Here is a 22,862-nt window from a genome sequence, read left to right as displayed (position 1 = left end):
TGACGCTACCGCCATTCGGGTGTGGGAGCGTGCGAGACCCGGTTCCGGCCGCCGTCACCCACCTGTCCCGGGCGACGAGGCCCGATCCGTACTGTCCCGATCCATGGAGGTTGTCTGATGTCGTCCGGTCGCGCGTTCGCCGTGGAGCCGTGGGTGGTGCGGGAGCCGCGGTTGGACCTGGACCGGATGGGCCAGGTCGAATCGGTGTTCGCGCTGTCCAACGGGCACATCGGGATGCGGGCCAACCTCGACGAGGGTGAGCCGCACGCGATGCCGGGCACGTACCTCAACTCGTTCTACGAGCGCCGCCCGCTGCCGTATGCCGAGGGTGGCTACGGCTACCCGGAGTCGGGGCAGACGATCATCAACGTCACCAACGGCAAGCTGATCCGGTTGCTGGTGGAGGACGAGCCCTTCGACCTGCGCTACGGGCGGCTGCGCCGCCACGAGCGGGTGCTGGACATGCAGGCCGGCACCCTCGCCCGCGACGTCGAGTGGGAGTCGCCCGCCGGCCGGGTCGTGCGCGTCCGGTCCACCCGGATGGTGTCGCTGACGCAGCGCGCGATCGCGGCGATCTGCTACGAGGTCGAGGTCGTCGACGCGCCCGCGCTGGTGGTGCTGCAGTCCGAGCTGGTGGCCAACGAGCAGCTGCCGGGCCGCGACGAGGCCGACCCGCGCGTCGAGGCGGCGCTCACCGACCCGCTCGTGGCCGAGCAGCACGGCTGCCACGGCGCGGGCGCCTACCTGATCCACGGCACCCGCCGCTCCGGCCTGCACGTGGCCGCGGCGATGGACCACGAGGTGCACGGCCCGGAGACGGCCGAGGTCAGCTCCGAGGCGGCCGAGGACACCGGTCGCACCACGGTCATCGCCCGGCTCGAGCCCGGCAAGCCACTGCGGCTGGTGAAGTACCTGGCCTACGGGTGGTCGTCGCGCCGGTCGTTGCCCGCGCTGCACGACCAGGTCCGCGCCGCGCTGGCGGCCGCGCGCTACACGGGCTGGGACGGGCTGGTGGCCGAGCAGCGGGCCTACCTGGACGAGTTCTGGGAGACCGCGGACGTCGAGATCGACGGGGACGCGGAGCTGCAGCAGGCGGTGCGGTTGGCGACCTTCCACGTGCTGCAGGCCGGGGCGCGGGCCGAGCGTCGCGCGATCGGGGCGAAGGGGCTGACCGGCGAGGGCTACGACGGTCACACGTTCTGGGACACCGAGACGTTCTGCCTCCCGGTGCTCTCGCACCTGGCCCCGCACGCGGCCGCCGACGCGCTGCGCTGGCGCCAGTCGATCCTGCCGCAGGCCTACGAGCGCGCGGAGCAGCTGGGGCTGGGTGGGGCGGCGTTCCCGTGGCGGACGATCCGCGGGCAGGAGTGTTCGGGGTACTGGCCCGCGGGCACGGCGGCGTTCCACATCAACGCCGACATCGCCGACGCGGTGCGCCGCCACGTGGCGGCCACCGGTGACGAGGTGTTCGAGCGCGAGGTCGGCCTGGAGCTGGTGGTGGCCACGGCGCGGTTGTGGCGTTCGCTGGGGCACCACGACTCGTCGGGGCAGTTCCGCATCGACGGCGTGACGGGCCCGGACGAGTACACCGCGATCGTGGACAACAACGTCTACACCAACCTGATGGCGCAGCAGAACCTGCGCTACGCCGCCGAGGTCGCGGCCCGCCACGGCCGCGCCGCCGCCCGCCTGAACGTCGACGCCGAGGAGATGGCGAGCTGGCGGGACGCGGCGAAGTCGATGCGCATCCCGTTCGACGACGTGCTGGGCGTGCACCCGCAGGCCGAGGGCTTCACCTCGCACGCGGTGTGGGATTTCGAGGGCACCCCGCCGCAGAAGTACCCGCTGCTGCTGAACGTCCCCTACTTCGACCTGTACCGCAAGCAGGTGATCAAGCAGGCGGACCTGGTGCTGGCGATGCAGCTGCGCCCGGACGTGTTCAGCCTCGAGCAGACACGCCGCAACTTCGCCTACTACGAGTCGCTGACGGTGCGGGACTCCTCGCTGTCGGCGTGCACGCAGAGCGTGGTGGCCGCGCGCACCGGGCACCTCGACCTGGCCTACGACTACCTCGGCGAGGCCGCGCTGGTGGACCTGGACGACCTCGCGGGCAACTCCGACCACGGCGTGCACATCGCGTCGATGGCGGGCACCTGGACCGCGGTGGTCTCCGGCTTCGGCGGCATGCAGATGGACGACGCCGGGATCGCGTTCGCCCCCCGGCTGCCCGCCGCGCTGCCGCGGATCTCGTTCGGGCTGCGCTGGCAGGGCCGGCAGCTGCGGGTGGAGATCCGGCCCGAGGAGGTGGAGTACCGGCTGGTGTCGGGCCCGCCGATGCGGTTGCGCCACCACGGTGAGCCCCTCGCGCTCAGCGAGGGCGAGCCGCAGGTGCGCGAGATCCCGGTGCTCGACGCGGTGGAGCCGGTGGAGCAGCCGCACGGCCGCGCTCCCCGCCCCCGCCACCCCGCAGGCCCGGCCTGGACCGCCGCGACGACCCGCCGCGCTGCCCCCCACCCGGAGCCGTGGGCGCCGACGGGCGACATGCGCGAGACGGGCTGAGCCCGCTGTTGGAAGTGCCAGACGAGCAGGCCGGGCACGCCGGCGCTCGCCGCGCGCGCCGCGTCCGGCACGAGGGCGTTGAGCGCCCACGGCCAGACCTCCCACGGACCCGGCACCTCGCGCGGCGGGACCTCCGGCGTGGTGTGCGGCACGGGCATCTGCGGCTCCTCGCAGCGGCGCACCTGCAACCCGGCCGGCAGGGCGGCGCGCAGGTAGTCGCCGACCAGGTGGCGGTGCGACACCAGCCGGCCGGGGCGGCCCTCGGCGTCGCGCACCGGTTGGTTCGAGCCGCGCGCGACGACCTCCGGGTGCATGTCGGAGATCACCAGGTGCCCACCGGGCCGCAGCACGCGCGCGAACTCGGCCAGCACCGGCTCCAGGTCGGGGACGTGCGCCAGCGCCAGCGCGCAGACCACCAGGTCCACGGCGCCGTCCTCGACCGGCAACCGGGTCAGCTCGCCGAGCCGGAACTCGGCCCCGGGCACCTCGGCGCGGGCTCGGGCCAGCATCTCCGGGGAGCTGTCGACGCCGACGACGCGGTTCCCGCGCGCGACCAGCGCCGCGGACCATCGGCCGGTGCCGCACGCGGCGTCGAGCGCGACGCCGGCGGGCAGAGTGTCGAGGATCTCGCCGACGGCCGGTTCGTCGAGGTCGAAGGCCGTGTTCATGCCGCCGTAGGTGCGTGACCAGATGCGGTAGCCCTCGACGGTGCCGACCGCTGCGACCTCCACCCCCGCGCCCGCCAACGACTCGTCGTCGAGCAGCCTGCGCACCTCGTCGAGGCGCGCCTCGACGAACGCGCGGTCGTGCTCCCCGGTGAACCCCCGCAGCAGGGCGATGCCCTCGATGCCGAGCACGTAGGCCAGCGGATGCTCGTAGATCACGACAGCGACGCTACGAGCGGCCTTGGCAGGGGTCGACCGGATTTGCCGGTGCGGCTCAGGACCGCGCGGCGCGCAGGCCCGTCGCGACCGCCGCCGCGTCCGGAAGGCCCACGAGGACCTCGTCGTAGCCGGTGGCCTCGCGGTCGAGCCGCAGGCGCAGGGCCGGCTGGCCGCGCCGGACGCTGACGAGCTGCCTCAGCCCGACGCCGAGGCCCCAGCGGCCGATCTTGCGCACCCCGGTGACGTGCAGCCCGACGCGCCCACCCCGCGTGCCGCGCAGCCCGTTCTCGACGACCTCGATCTCCCGGATCGCGCCGAAGGGCACCTCCAGCTGCGACCGACGCGTGAACAGCGGTTCCCACCCCTCGAACCGCACCACCACGCCCGCGCCGCGTTCCTCGATCCGAGCCACGCCTACCTCCTCGGTTGATCTGTTCTAGTAGATGTATATCAGATAGGCTCACCTCGTGCACCTGACCCTGGACCTCGACAGCGAGGTGCCGATCTACCTCCAGCTCCGCGACCAGGTGGTGGAGGCGATCGCCGGCGGTGAGCTCGCGGAGGGTTCGGCGCTGCCGTCCACCCGGCAGCTCGCGGCCGATCTCGGGATCAACTTCCACACCGTCAACAAGGCCTACGACCTGCTGCGCCGGCAGTCGGTGATCCGGATCAACCGCAAGAGCGGTGCGGTGGTCCGGCGCGACGCCGCGTCCGGGCCGCCGGAGCCCGGGTTCGTCGAGGACTGGGAGCAGCGCCTGCGCACGCTGCTCGCCGAAGCGGTGGCGCACGGCGTGGCGCCCGGGGCCGTCCGGGAGCGCTGCGACGGGGTGCTCGCGTCGTTCCGGGCGGGGGACCGGGTGTGACCCTCGCGTCCGACCTGGTGGCCGTCGCGCTCGTCACCGTGGCGTTCCGGGCGCTGCCCGCGCTCGCGCGCCCGACGCTGCCCTTCGGGGTGCGCGTGCCGCCCGCGCGCGTCGACGACCCCGCCGTGCGCCAGGAGCGGCACCGGTACGGGCGCTGGGTCGACGAGGCCGGGGCGCTCGGTGCGGTCGTGGTCGTCGTGCTCGCGCTGTGCGCGGCCCCGGCCCGGGCGGGGACGTTCGCCGTCGCCGCGCTCGGCGCCGCGGACCTCGTGTTCCTCGTGGTCGCCTCGCGGGCCCTGGGCGCGGCGAAGCGGGCGGGGGACTGGTACGCCGGGACGCGCCAGGGTGTCACCGCCGACACCTCGCTGCGCGCCGACCCCGTCCGGGCGCCATGGGCGGTGCTCGTGCCCGCCGTCGTCGTGCTGCTGGCCACCGGCGTGGCCGGCGTGCTGCGCTACCCGGACCTGCCGGCCACGCTGCCGCTCCTCGGGGGCACGGGCGTGCGGCCGGACGTGCGGGTGCCCACCACGGTCGGCGCGGCCTTCGCGCCCGTCGTCCAGCAGGCGGTGCTGACGGTGCTGATGCCCGCCGTGGTCGCCGTCTCGCTGCGGGCCCGCCCGGACCTCGACGCGGCGGACCCGGCCGGCAGCGCCGCTCGGTACCGGGTCTACCTGCGTGGCCTGGCCGTGCTGCTGCTCGGCACGGCGGCGCTGGGGAACCTGAGCCTCGCCGTCGTCGCCGCGCTGCTCTGGGAGCTCGCGACGCCCGGTCCGCTCGCCACCGCGGCCATGGTGGTGCCGCTCGCCGTCGCGACGCTGGCCTGGGTCGTGTTCGCGGTGCGGGTGGGGGAGGCAGGGCACCGGTTGCCGGGCGGCGCAGCGTCGACCCGGCTCGTGCAGCGCCGGCTCGTGCAGCGCGACGACGACCGCCACTGGTACCTCGCCGGTCTCGTCTACGGCAACCGCGCCGACCCCGCGCTGCTGGTGCACAAGCGCATCGGCATGGGGTGGACGCTCAACCTCGGGCACCCGGTCGCGTGGGCGGCCCTGGCGGGCCTCGTCGTGCTGGCCGGGCTCGCGATGACCGGCGTGATCGACCTGCCCGCGCGCGGCGGGCCTACCCTGGAGCCGTGAGTACGCATCGCCCCACCCCCGGTCACCCCGACCCGGCGAGCCCGTGGGTCTTCTCCACCCGCGAGCTCGGCAGGCATCCGGGGAGCATGCGCACCTACACGCGCCGCATCGACGCCCCGGCGGGTCCCATCCCGCTCGGGGTGGACGCGATCTCGGTGCCTGCCGGTGCGCCCATCGAACTCGACGTGCGTCTGGAGTCGGTCACCGAAGGCGTCTACGTCTCGGGCAGCGTGCACGCGCCGGTGTCCGGCGAGTGCTCGCGCTGCCTCGACGAGCTCACCGACGAGGTCGACGTCGAGCTGTCGGAGCTGTTCGCCTACCCCGACAGCGTCACCGACGAGACCACCGACGAGGACGAGGTGCCACGCGTCGTCGACGAGATGCTCGACGTCGAGCAGACCGTGCGCGACGCCGTGGTCCTCGCCCTGCCGATGGCCCCGCTCTGCCGGGACGACTGCCCTGGTCTGTGCCCCGAGTGCGGCGAGAAGCGGGCCGACCTCGAGCCCGACCACGGGCATGAGACACTAGATCCTCGGTGGGCCGCTCTGCGTGAGCGTCTGTCCGCCGAATGACCCGCACAGACTGCTAGGAGATCTCACGTGGCTGTTCCGAAGCGCCGGATGTCGCGGTCGAACACGCGCTCGCGCCGGGCGCAGTGGAAGGCCGCTGCCCCCACGCTCGTCGCTTGTTCGAACCGTGCCTGCCGGGCCACCAAGCCCCCGCACATGGCGTGCCCCACCTGTGGCACGTACGACGGCCGCCCCGTCGTCACCCCGGCCTGATCACGCCTGGCGGATGGGAGAGCGCGTGCCGCAGGGGCCCGTGGACGATCGCGGGCCCCTTCTCGCCTCGCTCGGGGTGAAGGTCGAGAACGACCTCCTCACCCTCGCTCTCACCCACCGCTCGTACGCGTACGAGAACGGCGGGCTGCCCACCAACGAGCGCCTGGAGTTCCTGGGCGATTCGGTGCTGTCCATCGTGGTCACCGAGCGGCTCTACCGCGACCACCCGGATCTGCCCGAAGGGCAGCTGGCCAAGCTGCGCGCGAGCGTCGTCAACATGCACGCCCTCGCCGGGGTGGCCACCACCCTCGGCGACGACGGGCTCGGCGCGCACCTCTACCTGGGCCGCGGTGAGGAGCTCACCGGCGGCCGCACGAAGGCGAGCATCCTCGCCGACGCCACCGAGGCCCTGATCGGCGCGGTGTACATCGAGCACGGTCTCGACACCGCCCGCGAGCTGGTGCATCGGCTGTTCGACTCGTTGCTGCAGGGTGCGCCGCTGCTCGGCGCCGGCCTCGACTGGAAGACCAGCCTGCAGGAGCTCACCGCCTCCGCCGACCTCGGCGTGCCCGAGTACCGCATCACCGAGGACGGGCCGGACCACCTCAAGGAGTTCACCGCCACCGCGGTCGTCGCCGGTCGCGACCTGGGCTCGGGCGTGGGGCGCACCAAGAAGGAAGCCGAGCAGAAGGCGGCCGAGCTGGCCTGGCGCACGCTCACGGCCGAGGCCGCAGGCGGCTCCGGGGGGCGTTAGCCCGGTGCCCGAGCTCCCCGAGGTCGAGGTCGTCCGGCGGGGTCTCGCCGACCACGTGCTCGACCGCACGATCGAGCGGGTCACCGTCGCGCACCCGCGGGCCGTCCGCCGCCACGTCGAAGGTGCCGCCGACTTCTCCGCCCGCCTGGCCGGCCGCGTGATCAGCGCGGCTCGCCGCCGGGGCAAGTACCTCTGGCTCGACCTCGACGGCGGCACCGAGGGCGAGGACGCCGTCCTCGCGCACCTCGGCATGAGCGGGCAGATGCTCGTGGCCGACGCCGACCGTCCCGACGAGACGCACCTGCGCGTCCGCACGCGGTTCGCCGACGGCGGGCCCGAGCTGCGGTTCGTCGACCAGCGCACGTTCGGCGGCCTCTCGGTGCACCCGCTGGTGCCGGCCGCAGGTGGTGGGCTGCTGCCCGCGCCGGTGGCCCACATCGCCCGGGACCCGATGGACCCGGCCTTCGACCTCGACGCCGCCGTCGCGGGGATCCGCCGGCGGCGCACCGCGCTCAAGCGCGCCCTGCTCGACCAGACCGTCGTCTCCGGCATCGGCAACATCTACGCGGACGAGGCCCTCTGGCGCGCCCGCCTGCACGGTGCCCGGCCCACCGACCGCCTCACCCGGGCCCAGGCCCGCGCCGCGCTCGAGGCGGCCACCGAGGTCATGGCCGAGGCGCTGGCCGCAGGCGGCACCTCGTTCGACGCGCTGTACGTCAACGTCAACGGCGCCTCGGGCTACTTCGACCGCTCGCTCGCGGTCTACGGCCAGGCAGACCGGCCCTGTCCCCGTTGTGGCACCCCGATCCGGCGCGACCCGTTCATGAACCGCAGCTCCTTCACCTGCCCCCGCTGCCAGCCCCGCCCGCGCAACGCCCACCCCTGAAGCGCATCGCGCGGGCGATCGCAGCGCCCGCGGATCGCCATGGTGTTCATCTCGCGCGCAGGGTGCCCGCGTCCGTGCGTCCGTCCGGTTGCGGGCCCGGGTCAGTCGGCGTCCGGGCGCCGTCTCGGCTGTCCCAGCTGGTCCCGCACGTCGTCCAGGGAGAACCGGTACTGGCCGCCGGGCGTCACGAGAGTCGGGCGGATCCTGCCGGTCCTCACCCACCGCTGCACGGTGCCCGCGGTGACGTTCAGCCGGCGGGACAGCTCCGCGGTCGTGAGGAGCGGCTGATCCTCGGGACGGCCCACGACCCGCATGGTCTGCCGGGTACCCCGTCGTTTCCAGCCGGATCGTAGCGAATCACATCAGCTGATAGCTAATACAAGCAGATGTCCGATATTGTCGTGCCGTGGCGTTCTGGATGACTGAGCTACCGGGAGGTGGGTTCGCGATGGGCGAGGCTGCGGACGAGGCAGCGGCGCGATCGATGATCGAGTCGCAGCAGCGGGGGTCGGTGACGTTCAACGAGCACACCGGCCGGTACCGCTGGACGGTCGTGCTGGACGGGGGGAAGTCCTCGCACGGGTTCGCCGAGACGCGCGAGGAGGCCTGGTGGTTCGTCCAGGAGGCGCTCCGGCGTCCGGACCGGGGCGTCCGGTCCCGCCACCCGCGCGGGAGGTTCGGGTTGCCGACCTGAGTGGCGCCCGGCGGGCCGGCGGTCGCCGGAAGTGATGCCGAAGCGGCAGGTCTGAGTGCTGCCGGATCGGGCGGTCGGATTCCGAATGGTGATCGCTGCGAGAAGTACCTGACATCGCTGCGGCAGCGCTGACGTACTGCTCGGGTCGATCACCGGGCCGTGGTTGGTGCGAGAAGTACGCCATGTCGCTGCGGCAGCGTTGACGTACTGCTCGGATCGGTCACCGGGCCGTGATCACTCCGAGCAGTACGCCACTGTCGCAACGCCCGCCCCCAGGCACTGATCAGATCGATCACCGCGCGCCGTCGCCCTGAGCCCCGTTCACCCGCAGAACCGGGCCCCACACAGCCCTCGGGGTTCCCCGTGAAGGCGGTCACGGCGACGTTCCAAGCCTGTCCCGAGGGAGCCCGCACGGCTGCGGCTCACGAAGGACGGTCTGTCGCCCGACACCACTCTTGCCGCTCACCGCGGCGAGCCGACCTGCGAGAAGCACCCCAGCGCGGTCGCGCGGATGCTGACGTGCGACTCGGGCCGATCACGCGACGCCGAGCGCCGCCACCGGATCAGCTTCCTAGCACTGCCCCCGCTCGAAGTACGCGACGAGCTCCGGATCCAGCGGCGGGATGTCCTGCGGTTCCCCCGCCGCCCGCAGCGACGCCGTGGCCTGCACGCCTGCGGCCACGCTCATCCGGGCGGCCACCGGGGAGGTGTCGGTGGCCCCGCCGTCGCGGGCGAACCGCAGGAACTCCGCCATGAGCAACGGGTCCGCGCCGGAGTGGACCTCCGTGGTCGGCGGCAGCCGGTACTCGGTGTCGGCGTCGGGGGCGTGGCCCGCGCGTCGCCGGTTCCACACCTTGACCACCGCGCCCGAGCCGTCGCCGACGTTCTCGAGCCGGCCGGCGTCGCCGATCACCGTGTAGTTGCGCCAGTAGTCCGGGGTGAAGTGGCACTGCTGGTAGGCGGCCAGCACGCCGCCGTCGAGCTGCAGGTTCACCAGGGACAGGTCCTCGACGTCGATCACCGGGTTGAGGTCGCGCTGGCTGCGGGGCGGCCAGTGCCGGTCCGGGTCCAGCCAGTCGTCGGTCTTCGGCGTGCCGGGGGCGCGCCGGTGCCCGTCGCCGTAGACGCGCAGGGCGCCGAACGCGGACACCCGCTCGGTGTAGGCGCCGGCGAGCCAGTGCACCACGTCGAAGTCATGCGCCGCCTTCTGCAGCAGCAGCGAGGTGGTGCAGCGGCGTTCGGCGTGCCAGTCCTTGAAGTAGAAGTCGCCGCCGTTGCCGACGAAGTGGCGCACCCACACCGACTGCACCGCGCCGACGTCCCCGCGCTCGATGATCTCCCGCATCGTGCGCACCACGGGCATGTGCCGCATGTTGTGCCCGACGTAGAGCCGGCTGCCGGTCTCCCGCGCAGTGCGCAGCACCCGGTCGCAGTCCTCGACGGTGATCGCGAGCGGCTTCTCGACGAACACCGCCTTGCCCGCCTGCAACGCGGCGCAGGCGAGGTCGGCGTGCGTGTGGTCGGGGGTGATCAGCAGGACGGCGTCGACGTCGGCGCGGTCGAACAGTGCGCGGGGCTCGGTGAGCGCGTCGGCGTCCGGGTGCCGCTCGCGCACCGCCCGTCGCGCGGCCTCCTCGTCGAGGTCGGCCACCGCCACCACCCGTGACGTGCCGGGCCGCTCGGCGGCCAGGGCGAGGCCGGAGCGGAAACCGGCTCCCACCACACCGATGCCCAGCACGTCGGTCATGCCGGGACGCCGGTGCGCGCGGACTCGTACGCCCGCTCGACGACGCGCAGCGAGCGCAGGCCCGACTCGCCGTCCGGCTGCGGGCGCCGTCCCTCCCGGATCGCGGTGACGAACTCCTCGAGCATCGGCCCGTCGCCGCCCTCGCCGAAGTCGAACCGCAGCGGCCCGCGCGTCGAGGCCCGGAACCCGTGCACGGCCTGGCCGAACGCGTCCATGTCGGCGATGCCGTCCTCGCCGAACAGCCGCAGCGTCAGCCCGCCCCACGTCGGGTAGTGCTGCGGCACCGACCAGCTGCAGTCGATCGTGGCGATCAGCCCGCCGGGGTAGCTCAGCGACACCAGGCCGCCGGTCTCCACCTCGACGTCGTCGCCGCGGATCATCCGGTTGGTCACCGCGTGCACCGACTCCGCCTCGGCGCCGGACAACAGGCAGTCGAGCAGGTCGGCGAGGTGCACGGTGTGGTCCATGACGGCGCCGCCGCCGGCGAGCTCGGCGTCGGAGAACCACGACCGGCCCCCGGGCAGCTGGCCGTTGTTCGTGCCCGCGGCGGCCACGACCCGGCCCAGCGCGGGCAGGGTGGCCTGCAGCGCGCGGAACTGGCGGGAGAACCGCACCGGGTAGGCCACCATGAGGTGCACCCCGGCTGCGGCGCAGGCCGCGATCATCGCCTCGCCGTCGGCCACGGTGGTGGCCATCGGCTTCTCGCACAGCACGTGGGCGCCGGCCGCGGCGGCCAGCTCGGTGAGCTCGCGGTGGCGGGAGTTCTCGGAGCAGACGATCACCCCGTCCGGCCCCCAGTCGAGCAGCTCCTGGTGGGTGTCGAAGTAGCGGCCCACGCCCAGCTGCTCCGCGAACTCCCGGCCGCCGGACTCGCCGGCCGGGCGGGTGGCCGCGTCGGGGTCGCTGACCGCGACCTCCACGTCGGGCCGCCCGGAGAGCAGCGCGAGGTAGCCCGCGGCGTGCAGGTGGGCCAGGGACAGGACACCGATGCGCAGCGGCCTCACGGCGTGACCTCCTCGATGCTCGCGGGGCGCCCGGTGGCGAGCGAGACGTTCGCCGCCGCGGCGAGCCGGACGGCGGCCAGCCCGTCGTCCGCGCTCACCCGCGGCGCCGGGCCGCCGGCGAACGCGGTCGCGAACTCGCGGATCTCGGTGACGAACGGGCTCTCCACCAGCGAGACGTCGGGGAGCAGGCGCTCACCGCCGCCGTCGTCGGCGGCGCCGGTGTCGGTGCGCAGGGACGGGTCGGTGGCCGAGTCGTAGGACAGCATCCCGTCGGTGCCCGCGGCGTGGAAGCCGTAGCGGAACCGGGTGCCCGGCCGGGCCCAGGTGCCGGTGACGCTGCTGAGCGCGCCGCCGCGGTGCCGGGCGACGACGTGCGCGGACACCACGCCGGTGGTGGTGCCCGGCGCGCTGTCGGCCAGCCGCGCGTGCACCGAATCGACCTCCCCGCCGAGCCATCGGGCGAAGTCGAGGTCGTGGATCATCTGGTCCATGATGATGCCGCCCGAGAGCGCCGGGTCGGCGAACCAGCCGGCGCGGGGCCGGGCGCCGCAGCGGTGGAAGCGCAGCACGGCGGGTGTGCCGATCGCCCCGGCCGTCACGGCCCGGTGCAGGGCGGCGTACTCGGCGAAGTAGCGCACGACGTGCCCGGGGTAGAGCTGCACCCCGGCGGCCGCGCAGGCCTTCACCATCGACTCCGCCGTGGCGGCCTCGAGGGCGAGCGGCTTCTCGCACAGGACGTGCTTCCCCGCCGCCGCGGCGGCGAGCACGATCTCGGGGTGGGTGAAGGTCGGCGTGCAGACGTCCACGACGTCCACCTCGGCGAGCAGCGCATCGAGCGAGTCGACGACGCGGCCGCCGCCGTGGCGGGCGACCAGCTCCGGGGCGCCGTGGATCGAGTGCACCACCACCTGGGCGTCCAGGTGGAGCCAGGCCGGTAGGTGCGCGTTCGCGATACCGCCCGCGCCGACCATGCCGACGCGCAGTGGTCCGGGTGTGCCACCCAAGTCGTTCACCCTTTCGTTCCGGACAGGGCGATTCCCTGCACGAACTGCCGCTGCAGTGCCAGGTAGGCGAGCAGCATCGGGACCGAGGCCATGAGCGCCCCGGCCATGAGAACGGGGTAGTCGGTCCACTCCTGGCCCTGCAGGCTGGTGAGCCCCGCGCTGATCGGCATCGTCGCGGGGGCGGTGTTGACCACCAACGGCCACAGCAGGTCGTTCCAGGAGTGCATCACGGTGATCACCGCCAGCGCCGCGAGCGCGGGTTTCACCAGCGGGAGCATGATCGAGAAGAAGATGCGGAAGCGGCCGGCCCCGTCCAGCAGCGCGGCCTCCTCCAGGTCCTTCGGGATCGTGGCGAAGAACTGGCGCAGCAGGAACGTGCCGAACGCGGAGAAGAGCCCGGGCAGGATCAGCGCGGTGAGGGTGTTGAGCAGCCCGAGGTCGGACATGATCTGGTACTGCGGCAGGATCAGCAGCTGCTTGGGCACCATCAGCACCGACAGGAACAGCGCGAAGATCAGCTCCCGCCCGCGGAACTCCAGGCGGGCGAAGGCGTAGGCGCCCAGCGAGCAGAACGCGAGCTGGCCCACCGTCACGGCGACCGCCACGATCAGCGAGTTCACCAGCTGCTGGCCGAAGGGCAGCGCCTCGAACACGTCGGTGAAGTTCGACCACTGCCACTCCTGCGGCAGCAGGGGCGGCGGCACCGTCGTGGTCTCCGGCAGCGACTTGAACGCGGTGAGCAGTTGCCAGACGAACGGGCCGATCATGGCCGCGGCGCCGAGGACCAGCGCCGCGTGGGTGAGGACGGAACCGGTGCGGGTGCCGCGCGCGGACTCAGACATAGTTCACCCACCTGCGCTGGAGCCGGAACTGGACGAACGTGAGTGCCGCGATCAGCAGCATCAGCAGGAAGGCCAGCGCGGTGGCCGTGCCCTTGTCGGACTCGACGAAGGCCTTCTCGTAGAACAGCTGCACGATCGACTGCGACGACGCGAAGGCGGGGTTGACCGTGGGCGACGCGCTCATCACGTACACCAGGTCGAAGATCTGCAGGGTCGCGATGACGTTGATGACCGTGCAGAAGAAGATGCTCGGGGACAGCAGCGGCAGCGTGATGTGCCAGAACCGCCGGAACGCGCTCGCCCCGTCGATCTCGGCGGCCTCGGTGTACTCCTTCGGGATCGCCTTGAGGCCGGCGATGAAGATCACCAGGTAGTAGCCGACCTGCGACCACACCTGGACCACCCCGATCGCGAACAGCGCGGTGGCCGGGTTGGACACCCAGTAGGTGCCGGGGATCCCGAAGACCGACAGGAACTGGTTGATCAGGCCGAAGTCCCCGTTGTAGAGCCACCGCCAGACCATCCCGGAGGCGACCGGCAGCGTGACGAACGGGATGAAGAACAGCGTCCGGTAGACCGTCACGCCACGCAGCCCGTCGCGGTTGAGCAGCACCGCGAAGAAGATCGCCACGGGCAGCGTGAGCAGGCCGATCACCATGTAGAGCAGCGTGTTGCCCAGTGCGGTCCAGAACGTCTCGAACCGGAAGACGGTGAGGTAGTTCGTGAACCCCGTGAACGTGTGCCCGCCGAACGGCCCCCACTCGGTGAAGCTGAGCACGAACGTCGAGACGGCGGGGTAGAGGTAGAGCAGGCCCAGGCCCAGGCCGACCGGCGCGATGAACAGGTAGGCGCTGTGCTGGCGGCGCCGGGGCGCCCGCGCGGGTACGGGGCGTTCGACGCGCGCCGCGGGCGCCGTGGCGAGCTGGGTCATACCGCCTCCTTGGCGAGGACGACGTTCATCTCGTCGGCGAGCGACCGGGCCGACTCCTCGACGGGCCTGGCGCCGGCGCCGATCCAGGACGGGCCGAGGATCTGCAGCTGCATGCGCTCCCACGTCATGGTCGTGACCGAGGCCGGGTAGGCGGTCGCGTCGGGCACCTGCTCGATGTAGGACTGCATCCGGAACTCGGGCTTGGCGTCCAGGAACGCCGCCTCGGTGCCCGCGTAGCTGGGCAGGATCGTCCCCGAGCGGCCCTGGATCTCCCCGGTGGTGCGCCCCGCCATGAACTTCACGAACTCGTAGCAGGCGTCGGGGTAGGGCGTACGCGCGTTGATCACGTTCGCGAGCCCGTGGATGACGTTGCCCCGCCGCGCGCCGCGGGGGAGCACGGCGATCCCGGTGCGCGCGCGGACCTGCGGGTCCTCGTACGTCGCGTTCGAGTCGTTGGGCAGGCCGTTGTACATCGCGATCTTCCCGCCCTGGAACTGCTCCCGTGCCCGGGTGTCGGACTCGGCCATCGCGTTGGGCGCGAGGTCGCGGTCGATCGCGCCGGTGAGGAACCGCAGGCCGCCGATCGTGGCCTCGTCGTCGAATCCGGACCGGGCGCCCCGCAGCACCCACCCCCCGCTCTGAAAGATCGTGGGGTAGAGGTTGCGCTGCCGGTCCAGCCCCGCGGAGAAGCCGTACACCCCCGCCGCCGGGTCGCGGATCTCCGCGGCGGCGTCGAGGACGTGCTGCCAGGTCCAGCGCTCGTCCGGGTAGGGCACACCGGCCCGGTCGAAGAGCTCCCGGTTGTAGAAGAGGCTGATCGTGTCGTAGTCCTTCGGCACGCCGTACTGCTCGCCGTCGCGCTGGTACAGCTCCACCAGGTTCGGGGGGTGCTCGGCGAGGGTGATCCCGTCGCGCGCCAGCCGGTCCGTGAGCGGCAGCAGGGTGGCGTGCCGGGCGAACATGGCGATGTTGGGCGCGTTCATCCAGAACACGTCCGGGGCGCCGCCGCCGACGATCGAGGTCTGGATCCGCGTCCAGTAGGTCGTGAACGGCGTGAGCTGGAGCGCGACGTCGATGTCCGGGTGCTCCGCGCGGAACGCGGCGATGACCTCCTGCATGGCCGGCACCTGGTCGGCGTCCCAGACCCCGTAGCCGATGCTGACGCGCCCGCCGTCGGGCACGAACGCGGGCCCGGAGGTGCCGGCGCACCCGGCGATGCCGCCGGCGAGGGGGAGCGCGGCGAGCGAGCGGAGCAGGGTGCGCCGCGGCACCTGCGTGGGTGGTCGGGGAACCGGCGTCATCGCTGGCCTCCAGTGGCGGTGGGGGTGGGCACGTGCAGTGGCGGCGTGACGAGCGCCGCGATGAGGGGGGAGCGTCGGACGGCGAGCTGGAGCGCGGAGCGCACGGCGCCCAGCGCGACGGCCTCGGGGCCGAGCTGGGACAGCACGAGCGGCATCGTGCGGAAGGCGGGGCGCTCGACGTGGCGTTCGACGCCCTCGACGAGCGGGGTGCCGGCGAGGGAGAGCCCGCCGCCGAGCACCACCATGTCCGGGTCGAACGTCTTGACCAGGAACTCCACGACCCGTCCGAGGCGAAGGTAGAACTCCTCCACCAGCGCCGCGGCGCGCGCGTCGCCGCCCCGGGCGGCGCGGAAGACGGCGCCGATCGCGTCCGGGTCGCTGCCCGGAGTGGCGAGGAGCTCCTCGGTGTCGAAGTACAGCTCCGGGATGCTCCCGATCTCCCCGGCGGCGCCGTGGCGGCCGGTGTGCAGCCGGCCGTCGACGATGATGCCGGCGCGGGTGCGGCGCCCGGCGAGGACGTAGACGACGTCGTCGACGAGGCGGGCCGCCCCCATCCAGTGCTCGGCCAGGGTGGCCATGTTGGCGTCGTTGGCCACGGTGACGGGCACGCCCGCCCAGCGGCCGAAGTGCTTCTCGACGTGGAAGCCGGTCCAGTCCGGGATGACGGTGCTCAGCGTGACGCGCCCGGACGGGTCGACGATGCCGGGGACGCCGAGGCTCAGCGCCAGCGTCTCGCCCGGCTCGATCCCGAGCTCGGCCACGGTGTCGGCGACGAGCGACTGCACCGCGGTGCGGCGGTCCGCGCCGGACGTCGCCCGGCTGATGGGGCGGGTGGCGGTGTGTCGGGTCGTGCCGGTGATGTCGGCGACCACGGCCGTCAGGAGGTTCACCCCGACGTCCACGCCCACGACGAAGCCCGCGTCCGGGTTGAGCCGGTAGGTCCGGGCCGGCCTGCCCGCCTGCCGGGTGCCGTCGGACCGGTCGGTGGGCTCGCGCTGTTCGACCCACCCGAGCCGGCCGAGCTCGGTGAGGATCGAATCGACGGTGGGGCGGGACAGGCCGGTGGCCTGCGCGAGCTCGGCGAGCCTGCGGCCCGCGTCGACCCGCAGCGCGGTGAGCACCCCGACGGTGTTGGCGTGCCTCTCCGCGGAGGAGTCGGATGCCATCGCTGCCCCGTCCTGCCGGTCGGACCCGATCGGGGCATTACGCTAGGGAGGTTGCATAAATACCGCAAGGGTCTGGCGCGCGTCCGAGTTGTACGAGTGGCACTTTCGTTCAGCTCTATCGGACGAGGGTGCCGCTCGTACGAGCGTTGGCCTCGGCCGCCCGGTGCTACAGCCAGCCGCGGCGCTTGAACACGAGGTAGAGCGCCAGCATCCCGAGCACCATCAGCAGGACGGCGAACGGGTAGCCCAGCGCCCAGTGCAGCTCCGGCATGTGGTCGAAGTTCATGCCGTAGATCGAGGCGACCAGGCTGGGGGCGAAGAAGATCGCAGCCCACGACGAGATGCGCTTGACCTGCTCGTTCTGGTCGAAGCCCGCCTGCGTCATGCGGGCCATCTCCTCGTTCTGCCGCTGCCCGACCAGGGCCGCGTTGACCTGCAGGATGTTGGTGAGCAGCTGGCGGAACGCCTCGATGCGCTCCAGGACCCGGGTGGCGTGGTCGGCGACGTCGCGCAGGGCGCGCCGCAGCTCGAGGTCGGACTCGCCGGCCTGCTCCTTCAGCTTCGCGCGCAGGTTGTCGAACACGTCGGCCAGCGGCTCGACCGCACGCTGGAACTCGATGACCTCGCGGGAGAGCTGGTAGATCCGCTTGGAGACCCCGGGATCACCGCCGAAGACCTGCACCTCGATCTCGTCGATGTCGTCCTGCAGGCCGTCGAGGACCGGGCCGTAGTCGTCCACGATCTTGTCGAGCACGGCGTAGAGCACGGCGTAGGGGCCGTCGTCGAGCAGCGCGGGCTCGTGCTCCAGCCGCTGGCGCACCTGCCCGAGGTCGGGCTCCTCGGCGTGCCGGACGGTGATCACGAAGTCGGGCCCGAGGAACAGGTGCACCTCGCCGATCTCCACGGCCTCGTCCCGGTCGACGTAGCGCGCGGGGCGCAGCACCACGAACAGGACGTCGCCGTAGCGCTCCAGCTTGGGCCGCTGGTGGGCGGTGATCGTGTCCTCGACCGCGAGGCCGTGCAGCGAGAACTCCTCGGCGACCGACCGGATCTCCTCGGTCGTGGGGCGCAGCAGGCCGATCCAGCAGAAGCTGCGGCCCTGGTCGGAGCACTGGCGCAGCTCCTCGAAGGTGCGGTCCAGGGATCCCGGTGCCGCGGCACGCCTGCCGTCGACGTAGATCGCGTTGTCGACCAGCGGCATGCGGTGAGACTAGCCCGCGCGGAGGGTCGAGGCCCCCGACACGCACTACTGCGCGATGCGTAGTACCGTGCATCGCAGAGAACAGCATCGCAGAGAACGGGGGCAGGCGTGGACACGAGCCAGCTGCTCAAGGGTGTGCTCGACCTCGCCGTGCTCGCGGTGTTGGAACGGGGGGACGGCTACGGCTACGACGTGGTGCGCGGCCTGCGCGCCGCCGGGCTGCAGGAGGTGGGCGACGCGTCGGTGTACGGCACGCTGCGCCGGCTCTACAACGCAGGGCTGCTGACGTCGTACGTGGTGCCGAGCGAAGAGGGTCCCCACCGCAAGTACTACAGCCTCAACGCCCCGGGCCGGGATCGCCTGCGGGAGACGGCGAAGACGTGGCGGGCGTTCGCGGAGACGATGGAAGGGTTGGTGGGCGCGGCATGAAGGACGACGGGACGACGCAGGGCGGGACGCCCACGGTGCAGCTGGCGAGCCCCGCGGTCGAGGAGTACCTCGACGGCGTGCGCGCAGCGCTGGCCGACCTCCCGGCCCCGGAGGTGGCCGAGATCCTCGACGACGTCCGGGCGCACCTGTCCGACCTGGCCGTCGAGCTCGGCGGCGACGCCGATGCGCCGACCCTGACCGAGCGGCTCGGCCCGCCCGGGACCTACGCGGCGGAGCTGCGCGCCGCCGCCGGGTACTCGCCCGTGCCGGAGCCGGCGCAGGGCCCGCACCTCGGGCTGGCGCGCCTCGCGGTCGCCGCCGCGGTGGTCGCGGCGCTGGTCGTCGGAGCGGGCCTGCTCCAGGGCGAACCCGGCGTGATCTTCTTCGGACTGCTCCTCGCCGCACCCGCGCTGCCGCTGCTGCTGCGCGAGGGGCCGCGCGTGCCGAGCGTCATGGCGCTGCCCGAGGTGCGGCGCCTGACCGAGCGGCCCGCCGTCGGCACGACCGGGCGCACGGTGCTCGACTTCCTCGCGAGCCTGCAGCCGGCCTGGTGGGTCGCGCGGTCGTTCGCGGCGGCGGTGGTGCTCGTCGGCGTGCTGGACGGCGGTGAGGTCATGCCCATCCTGCTCGTCGGGCTGGTCGGTGCGCCCGTCTCGGTCTGGCTCGGCCACCGCACCCGCCGTGACCGCCGCTGGCTGTGGATGGTGGCGCCGCTGAACGCGCTCGCGGCGGTGGTGCTGCTCGTCGTGCTCGTCGAGGGCGCGCCCGGCGGCCCGACGGTGCAGAGCAGCTCCGCCTCCTTCCAGCCCGGGCTGTGGCAGGACTCGGAACGCGAGATCCAGGACATCCGCCCCGTCGACGCGTCCGGCACGCCGCTCACCGGGGTGTACCTGTTCGACCAGGACGGGCGCCCGATCGACACCTCGGGTGGCCGGGCGTGCGCGCCCACCGGCGCCACCCGGTTCGACCAGGACGCGGCCGAGGCCGGTCGTCCCTACCCGCGTGGCACCTGGGACTACGACTCCCGCACCGACGCGTGCGTGCTCACGCCACCGGCTCCGCTCGTGGTCGCCGTCCCCTCCGCCACAGCGGCCCCCGCCCCCACGGCGCCGGTGGCCCCGACCACCGTGACGGTGCCGGCTCCCGGGGCGGAACCGGCCCCTGCGAGCACCGTGCCGGCACCCGGAGCTGCGGTGCCGCCCTCGGCGTCGGTGCTGCCCCCGGCCCCGGTGTCCCCGTCCGCGGCGTCCCCGTCGACCTCGGTGCCACCGCCCGTGTCGCCCGCTCCGGCGGTGCCCACCGGGTAGCCCGCGGTCCTGGCCCGTCCGCGCCGTGCACGGGGAGCAGCGGCGCGGGCGGGCCCGTCCAGACCCGTGCCGGCGGGTGTGTTGCCGCCGGCACGGGTCGGCGCGTCAATACGGCATCAAGATCTGCCCGGCGTTGCGTCGGACGGGGAGGTCGAGCGGGGAGAATGGTGGCGTGAGTGCGCGGGGTGAGCTGCGGATCCACCTCGGTGCCGCGCCGGGAGTGGGCAAGACCTTCGCCATGCTCGGCGAGGCGCACCGCAGGCTCGCCCGCGGCACCGACGTCGTCGTCGGGTTGGTGGAGACGCACGGGCGGGCCAGGACCACGGAGCTGTGCGACGGCCTCGAGGTCGTCGCGCGCCGGCCGGTGCCCGGCCTGCCAGGCCCCGGCGAGCTCGACGTCGACGCCGTGCTCGCCCGGCGCCCCGCGGTCGTGCTCGTCGACGAACTGGCCCACACCAACGCGCCCGGGTCCCGCCACCACAAGCGCTGGCAGGACATCGAGGAGCTGCTCGAGGCCGGGATCGACGTCCTCACCACGGTGAACGTGCAGCACCTCGAGTCGCTCAACGACGTGGTGGAGCGGATCACCGGGGTGCGCCAGCACGAGACCGTGCCCGACGAGGTGGTGCGCCGGGCCGAGCAGATCGAGCTGGTCGACATCACGCCCGAGGCGCTGCGCCGCCGGCTCGCGCACGGCAACGTCTACGCGGCGGAGAAGGTGGACGCGGCGCTGGCCAACTGGTTCCGGCCGGGCAACCTCACCGCGCTGCGGGAGCTGGCGCTGCTGTGGGTGGCCGACGAGGTGGACGTCGCCCTGCAGCGCCACCGCAGCGCGGGCCGCGTCGAGGAGGTCTGGGAGACCCGCGAGCGGGTGGTCGTGGCGCTCACCGGCGACTCCGAGAGCGAGACCGTGCTGCGCCGCGCCGCCCGGATCGCGAAGCGCGCGAACGCGGCCGACCTGCTCGCGGTGCACGTGCTGCGCGGCGACGGCCTCGCCGGCCCGCCTGCGGGGGCGGTGTCCCGGCTCCGCGTGCTCGCCGAGGACGTGGGCGCGAGCTTCCACACGGTCGTCGGCTCGGACACCGAGGACGTGCCCGCCGCGCTGCTCGACTTCGCCCGCGGCGTCAACGCCACCCAGCTGGTGCTCGGCACGTCCCGCCGCTCCCGCACGGCGCGGCTGTTCGACGAGGGCATCGCCGCGCGCGTGGTGCAGCGCTCCGGGCCGATCGACGTGCACATGGTCACCCACACCGAGGCCGGGCGCGGGGTGCGGTTGCCGGCACTGCGCAGCGGCCTGCCCGCCGTCCGCCGCCTCGCCGGGTGGGTGCTCGCGGCCGCGTTGCCGGTCGCGGCCACCGCCGTGGGCACCTCGCTCGCCACGGTGATCGACACGTCCACCGACGTGGTGCTCTACGTCCTCGTGACGGTGGTCGCGGCGCTGGTCGGCGGGCTGGGCCCGGCGCTGCTGGCCGCGCTCGCGGGCGGGGTGCTGCTGAACTTCTTCCTCACCCCGCCGCTGTACTCGCTCACGATCGCGGCCCCCGAGAACGTCGTCACGCTCGCGGCGATGGTGGTGGTCGGGGTGCTCGTCGCGCTCGTCGTGGACCGGGCGGCCCGGCGCGCCCAGCAGGCCGCGCGCGCCAACGCCGAGGCCGCGCTGCTCGCGTCGTTCGCGCGCACCGTCCTGACCCGGACCGACCCGCTCCCGCGGCTGCTCGAGAAGGTGCGCGAGGCCTTCGCCCTGCGTTCGGTGGCGCTGCTCGAGCGCCGTGGAGGCCCCGATTCCTGGGAGTGCCTCGCGTCGTCCGGGCCGCAGGGCTGCCGCGCGCCCGAGGATGCGGCGGTGGACGTCGCGATCGAGGAGGACCTGCACCTCGTGGGCGACGGGCGCGCCCTGCCCGCCGCGGACCGGCGGCTGCTGGAGGTGGTGGGCGGGCAGGCGTTGCTCGCCCTGCGCAGCCAGCGGTCCGCGGCGGACGCCGTGCGCGCGCGCAAGCGGGCGGCCGTCACCGAGACCCGCAGCGCGCTGCTCTCGGCCGTGGGGCACGACCTGCGCAGCCCGCTCACGTCGATCAAGGCGGCGGCCGGGAGCCTGCGCGACCCGTACCTGGACCTGCCGGTGGCCGATCGGGACGAGCTGACCGCCACCATCGAGGAGTCCGCCGACCGGCTCACCGCGCTGGTGGACAACCTGCTCGACTCCTCGCGGCTCGCGGCCGGCGCGGTCACCCCGCTGCTCGCGCCCACCGGGTACGACGAGGTGGCCCTGCGCGCGCTCGTCGGGATGCCGGACGCCTGCCGGGTCGCGGTCGAGATCGACGAGGCGCTGCCCGACGTCCTCGCCGATGGCGGCCTGCTCGAGCGCGTCGTCGCGAACGTCGTCGACAACGCCCTGCGGCACGCGCGCGGCGCGCCGGTCGTGCTGCGGGCCAGCGCCTACGCCGGGCGCGTGGAGCTGCGGGTGGTCGACTCCGGGCCGGGGGCGCCGCGGCGGTCGCGGGAAGCGCTGTTCGCGCCGTTCGAGCGGATCGGCGGCGGGCCCAGCGACCGCGACGGCGCCACGGGCGTGGGCCTCGGGCTCTCGGTGGCCCGCGGGTTCACCGAGGCCATGGGCGGCACGCTCACCGCGGAGGACACGCCGGGCGGCGGCCTCACCGTCGTCGTCTCGTTGCCGGAGGTGCCGCGGTGACGGGCCGGCGGGTGCTGGTCGTCGACGACGACCCGCAGATCCTGCGCGCGTTGCGGATCAACCTCGCCGCGCACGGGTACGACGTCCTGCTCGCTCCCGACGGCGCCGCGGCCCTGCGCGCGGCCGCGGACGGCCGTCCCGACGTCGTGCTGCTCGACCTCGGGCTGCCCGACCTGGACGGCGTCGAGGTGATCGAGGGCCTGCGCGGCTGGACGAGCGTCCCGATCATCGTCCTCACCGCGCGCACCGGCGGGGCGGAGACCGTGCGCGCGCTGGACGCGGGTGCGGACGACTACGTCACCAAGCCCTTCGGGATGGCCGAGCTGCTCGCCCGGCTGCGCGCCGCGGTGCGCCGGGCTGCCGCCACCACCGTGGAGGGCGAGCCCGTCGTGGACGCCCGCGACTTCCGGGTGGACCTGGCGGACAAGCGCGTCGTGCGCGCCGACGGCGCCGATGTGCACCTCACCCCCACCGAGTGGGGCGTGCTGGAGCTGCTGGTGCGCCACCGCGGCAGGCTCGTGGGGCAGCGCGAGCTGCTGCGCGCGGTCTGGGGCCCGAACTACGGCACGGAGAGCCACTACCTGCGCGTCTACCTCGCTCAGCTGCGGCGCAAGCTCGAGCCGGACCCCGCGCGCCCGGTCCACCTGATCACGGAGGCGGGGATGGGCTACCGGTTCGAGCTCTGA

22 protein-coding genes and 1 pseudogene are annotated in these 22,862 nt (G+C 73.6%); 12 read left to right on the top strand and 11 right to left on the bottom strand.

Translation table 11 applies throughout. The features are described from left to right. The first annotated feature begins 117 nt into the window (after positions 1 to 117). Positions 118 to 2,559, top strand: a complete 2,442-nt coding sequence (locus tag CFP66_RS30920) for a glycoside hydrolase family 65 protein (RefSeq protein ID WP_094928748.1) — start codon at positions 118 to 120, stop codon at positions 2,557 to 2,559. A 359-nt stretch (positions 2,560 to 2,918) separates the two neighbouring features. Here the strand turns inward: CFP66_RS30920 and CFP66_RS49410 are convergent. Both CFP66_RS49410 and CFP66_RS30910 read right to left on the bottom strand, forming a co-directional pair. Then, positions 2,919 to 3,227: pseudogene (locus tag CFP66_RS49410) on the bottom strand (class I SAM-dependent methyltransferase); the annotation flags it as partial. A gap of 271 nt (positions 3,228 to 3,498) precedes the next feature. Continuing rightward, entirely contained in the window at positions 3,499 to 3,855 is a 357-nt protein-coding gene (locus tag CFP66_RS30910; RefSeq protein WP_094928747.1) for a hypothetical protein, read from the bottom strand. A gap of 55 nt (positions 3,856 to 3,910) precedes the next feature. Here CFP66_RS30910 and CFP66_RS30905 point away from each other — a divergent pair, with 55 nt between their 5' ends. From CFP66_RS30905 to mutM, 6 genes are read left to right on the top strand one after another with little or no spacing between them, the layout of a single operon-like run. Further along, positions 3,911 to 4,306, top strand: coding sequence for a GntR family transcriptional regulator (locus CFP66_RS30905; RefSeq protein WP_094928746.1), 396 nt, complete (start codon positions 3,911 to 3,913; stop codon positions 4,304 to 4,306). Further along, positions 4,303 to 5,439 carry a DUF1648 domain-containing protein gene (locus tag CFP66_RS30900; RefSeq protein WP_143517427.1) on the top strand — a complete coding sequence of 379 codons (1,137 nt, stop codon included), beginning with the start codon at positions 4,303 to 4,305 and terminating at the stop codon, positions 5,437 to 5,439. The genes CFP66_RS30905 and CFP66_RS30900 overlap by 4 nt, the downstream gene beginning before the upstream one ends. Next, complete coding sequence (locus CFP66_RS30895) at positions 5,436 to 6,011, top strand: DUF177 domain-containing protein (RefSeq protein ID WP_233159856.1); 576 nt, start codon at positions 5,436 to 5,438, stop codon at positions 6,009 to 6,011. The genes CFP66_RS30900 and CFP66_RS30895 overlap by 4 nt, the downstream gene beginning before the upstream one ends. Before the next feature lie 27 nt (positions 6,012 to 6,038). Next, on the top strand, positions 6,039 to 6,221 hold the full coding sequence (gene rpmF, locus CFP66_RS30890) for a 50S ribosomal protein L32 (protein ID WP_094928744.1): 183 nt from the start codon (positions 6,039 to 6,041) through the stop codon (positions 6,219 to 6,221). 13 nt (positions 6,222 to 6,234) lie between these two features. Then, positions 6,235 to 6,975 (top strand): ribonuclease III, encoded by a 741-nt coding sequence (gene rnc / locus CFP66_RS30885; protein ID WP_094928743.1) that lies wholly within the window; start codon positions 6,235 to 6,237, stop codon positions 6,973 to 6,975. A gap of 4 nt (positions 6,976 to 6,979) precedes the next feature. After that, entirely contained in the window at positions 6,980 to 7,861 is an 882-nt protein-coding gene (mutM, locus tag CFP66_RS30880; RefSeq protein WP_094928742.1) for a bifunctional DNA-formamidopyrimidine glycosylase/DNA-(apurinic or apyrimidinic site) lyase, read from the top strand. 101 nt (positions 7,862 to 7,962) lie between these two features. Here mutM and CFP66_RS30875 read toward each other — a convergent pair whose 3' ends face one another. Next, complete coding sequence (locus CFP66_RS30875) at positions 7,963 to 8,166, bottom strand: helix-turn-helix domain-containing protein (protein ID WP_198961776.1); 204 nt, start codon at positions 8,164 to 8,166, stop codon at positions 7,963 to 7,965. 143 nt (positions 8,167 to 8,309) lie between these two features. Between CFP66_RS30875 and CFP66_RS30870 the strand changes: the two genes are divergently transcribed. Next, positions 8,310 to 8,555 (top strand): hypothetical protein, encoded by a 246-nt coding sequence (locus CFP66_RS30870; protein WP_094928740.1) that lies wholly within the window; start codon positions 8,310 to 8,312, stop codon positions 8,553 to 8,555. A gap of 571 nt (positions 8,556 to 9,126) precedes the next feature. Here the strand turns inward: CFP66_RS30870 and CFP66_RS30865 are convergent. The 8 genes from CFP66_RS30865 to corA form a co-directional block, all read right to left on the bottom strand. Beyond that, the gene (locus CFP66_RS30865; protein ID WP_094928739.1) at positions 9,127 to 10,302 is read right to left on the bottom strand and encodes a Gfo/Idh/MocA family protein; all 1,176 of its coding nucleotides are present in this window, start codon (positions 10,300 to 10,302) and stop codon (positions 9,127 to 9,129) included. Beyond that, the gene (locus tag CFP66_RS30860) at positions 10,299 to 11,306 is read right to left on the bottom strand and encodes a Gfo/Idh/MocA family protein (protein WP_198961775.1); all 1,008 of its coding nucleotides are present in this window, start codon (positions 11,304 to 11,306) and stop codon (positions 10,299 to 10,301) included. The genes CFP66_RS30865 and CFP66_RS30860 overlap by 4 nt, the downstream gene beginning before the upstream one ends. Then, complete coding sequence (locus CFP66_RS30855; RefSeq protein WP_233159855.1) at positions 11,303 to 12,319, bottom strand: Gfo/Idh/MocA family protein; 1,017 nt, start codon at positions 12,317 to 12,319, stop codon at positions 11,303 to 11,305. The genes CFP66_RS30860 and CFP66_RS30855 overlap by 4 nt, the downstream gene beginning before the upstream one ends. Next, the gene (locus CFP66_RS30850) at positions 12,316 to 13,152 is read right to left on the bottom strand and encodes a carbohydrate ABC transporter permease (RefSeq protein ID WP_094928737.1); all 837 of its coding nucleotides are present in this window, start codon (positions 13,150 to 13,152) and stop codon (positions 12,316 to 12,318) included. Before CFP66_RS30850 ends, CFP66_RS30855 begins: the two co-directional genes overlap by 4 nt. Further along, positions 13,145 to 14,083 carry a carbohydrate ABC transporter permease gene (locus CFP66_RS30845; RefSeq protein WP_094928736.1) on the bottom strand — a complete coding sequence of 313 codons (939 nt, stop codon included), beginning with the start codon at positions 14,081 to 14,083 and terminating at the stop codon, positions 13,145 to 13,147. Before CFP66_RS30845 ends, CFP66_RS30850 begins: the two co-directional genes overlap by 8 nt. Then, positions 14,080 to 15,384, bottom strand: a complete 1,305-nt coding sequence (locus CFP66_RS30840; protein WP_094928735.1) for a sugar ABC transporter substrate-binding protein — start codon at positions 15,382 to 15,384, stop codon at positions 14,080 to 14,082. Before CFP66_RS30840 ends, CFP66_RS30845 begins: the two co-directional genes overlap by 4 nt. Then, positions 15,381 to 16,550 (bottom strand): ROK family protein, encoded by a 1,170-nt coding sequence (locus CFP66_RS30835; protein WP_094928734.1) that lies wholly within the window; start codon positions 16,548 to 16,550, stop codon positions 15,381 to 15,383. The genes CFP66_RS30840 and CFP66_RS30835 overlap by 4 nt, the downstream gene beginning before the upstream one ends. A gap of 166 nt (positions 16,551 to 16,716) precedes the next feature. Then, on the bottom strand, positions 16,717 to 17,751 hold the full coding sequence (gene corA / locus CFP66_RS30830; RefSeq protein ID WP_094928733.1) for a magnesium/cobalt transporter CorA: 1,035 nt from the start codon (positions 17,749 to 17,751) through the stop codon (positions 16,717 to 16,719). Between the two features lie 108 nt (positions 17,752 to 17,859). On the opposite strand from corA, the gene CFP66_RS30825 reads away from it, so the two are divergent. From CFP66_RS30825 to CFP66_RS30810, 4 genes are all read left to right on the top strand, one after another. Further along, on the top strand, positions 17,860 to 18,180 hold the full coding sequence (locus CFP66_RS30825) for a PadR family transcriptional regulator (protein WP_094928732.1): 321 nt from the start codon (positions 17,860 to 17,862) through the stop codon (positions 18,178 to 18,180). Further along, complete coding sequence (locus CFP66_RS30820; RefSeq protein WP_094928731.1) at positions 18,177 to 19,487, top strand: hypothetical protein; 1,311 nt, start codon at positions 18,177 to 18,179, stop codon at positions 19,485 to 19,487. Before CFP66_RS30825 ends, CFP66_RS30820 begins: the two co-directional genes overlap by 4 nt. Before the next feature lie 172 nt (positions 19,488 to 19,659). Further along, the gene (locus tag CFP66_RS30815; protein ID WP_233159854.1) at positions 19,660 to 22,176 is read left to right on the top strand and encodes a DUF4118 domain-containing protein; all 2,517 of its coding nucleotides are present in this window, start codon (positions 19,660 to 19,662) and stop codon (positions 22,174 to 22,176) included. Beyond that, entirely contained in the window at positions 22,173 to 22,862 is a 690-nt protein-coding gene (locus CFP66_RS30810; RefSeq protein ID WP_094928730.1) for a response regulator, read from the top strand. Before CFP66_RS30815 ends, CFP66_RS30810 begins: the two co-directional genes overlap by 4 nt.

The organism is Pseudonocardia sp. MH-G8, assembly GCF_002262885.1.
In the GTDB taxonomy this organism is placed as follows: domain Bacteria; phylum Actinomycetota; class Actinomycetes; order Mycobacteriales; family Pseudonocardiaceae; genus Pseudonocardia.
Note: the sequence above shows the minus strand (reverse complement) of the source record. Positions and strands in the feature narration are given on the sequence as shown.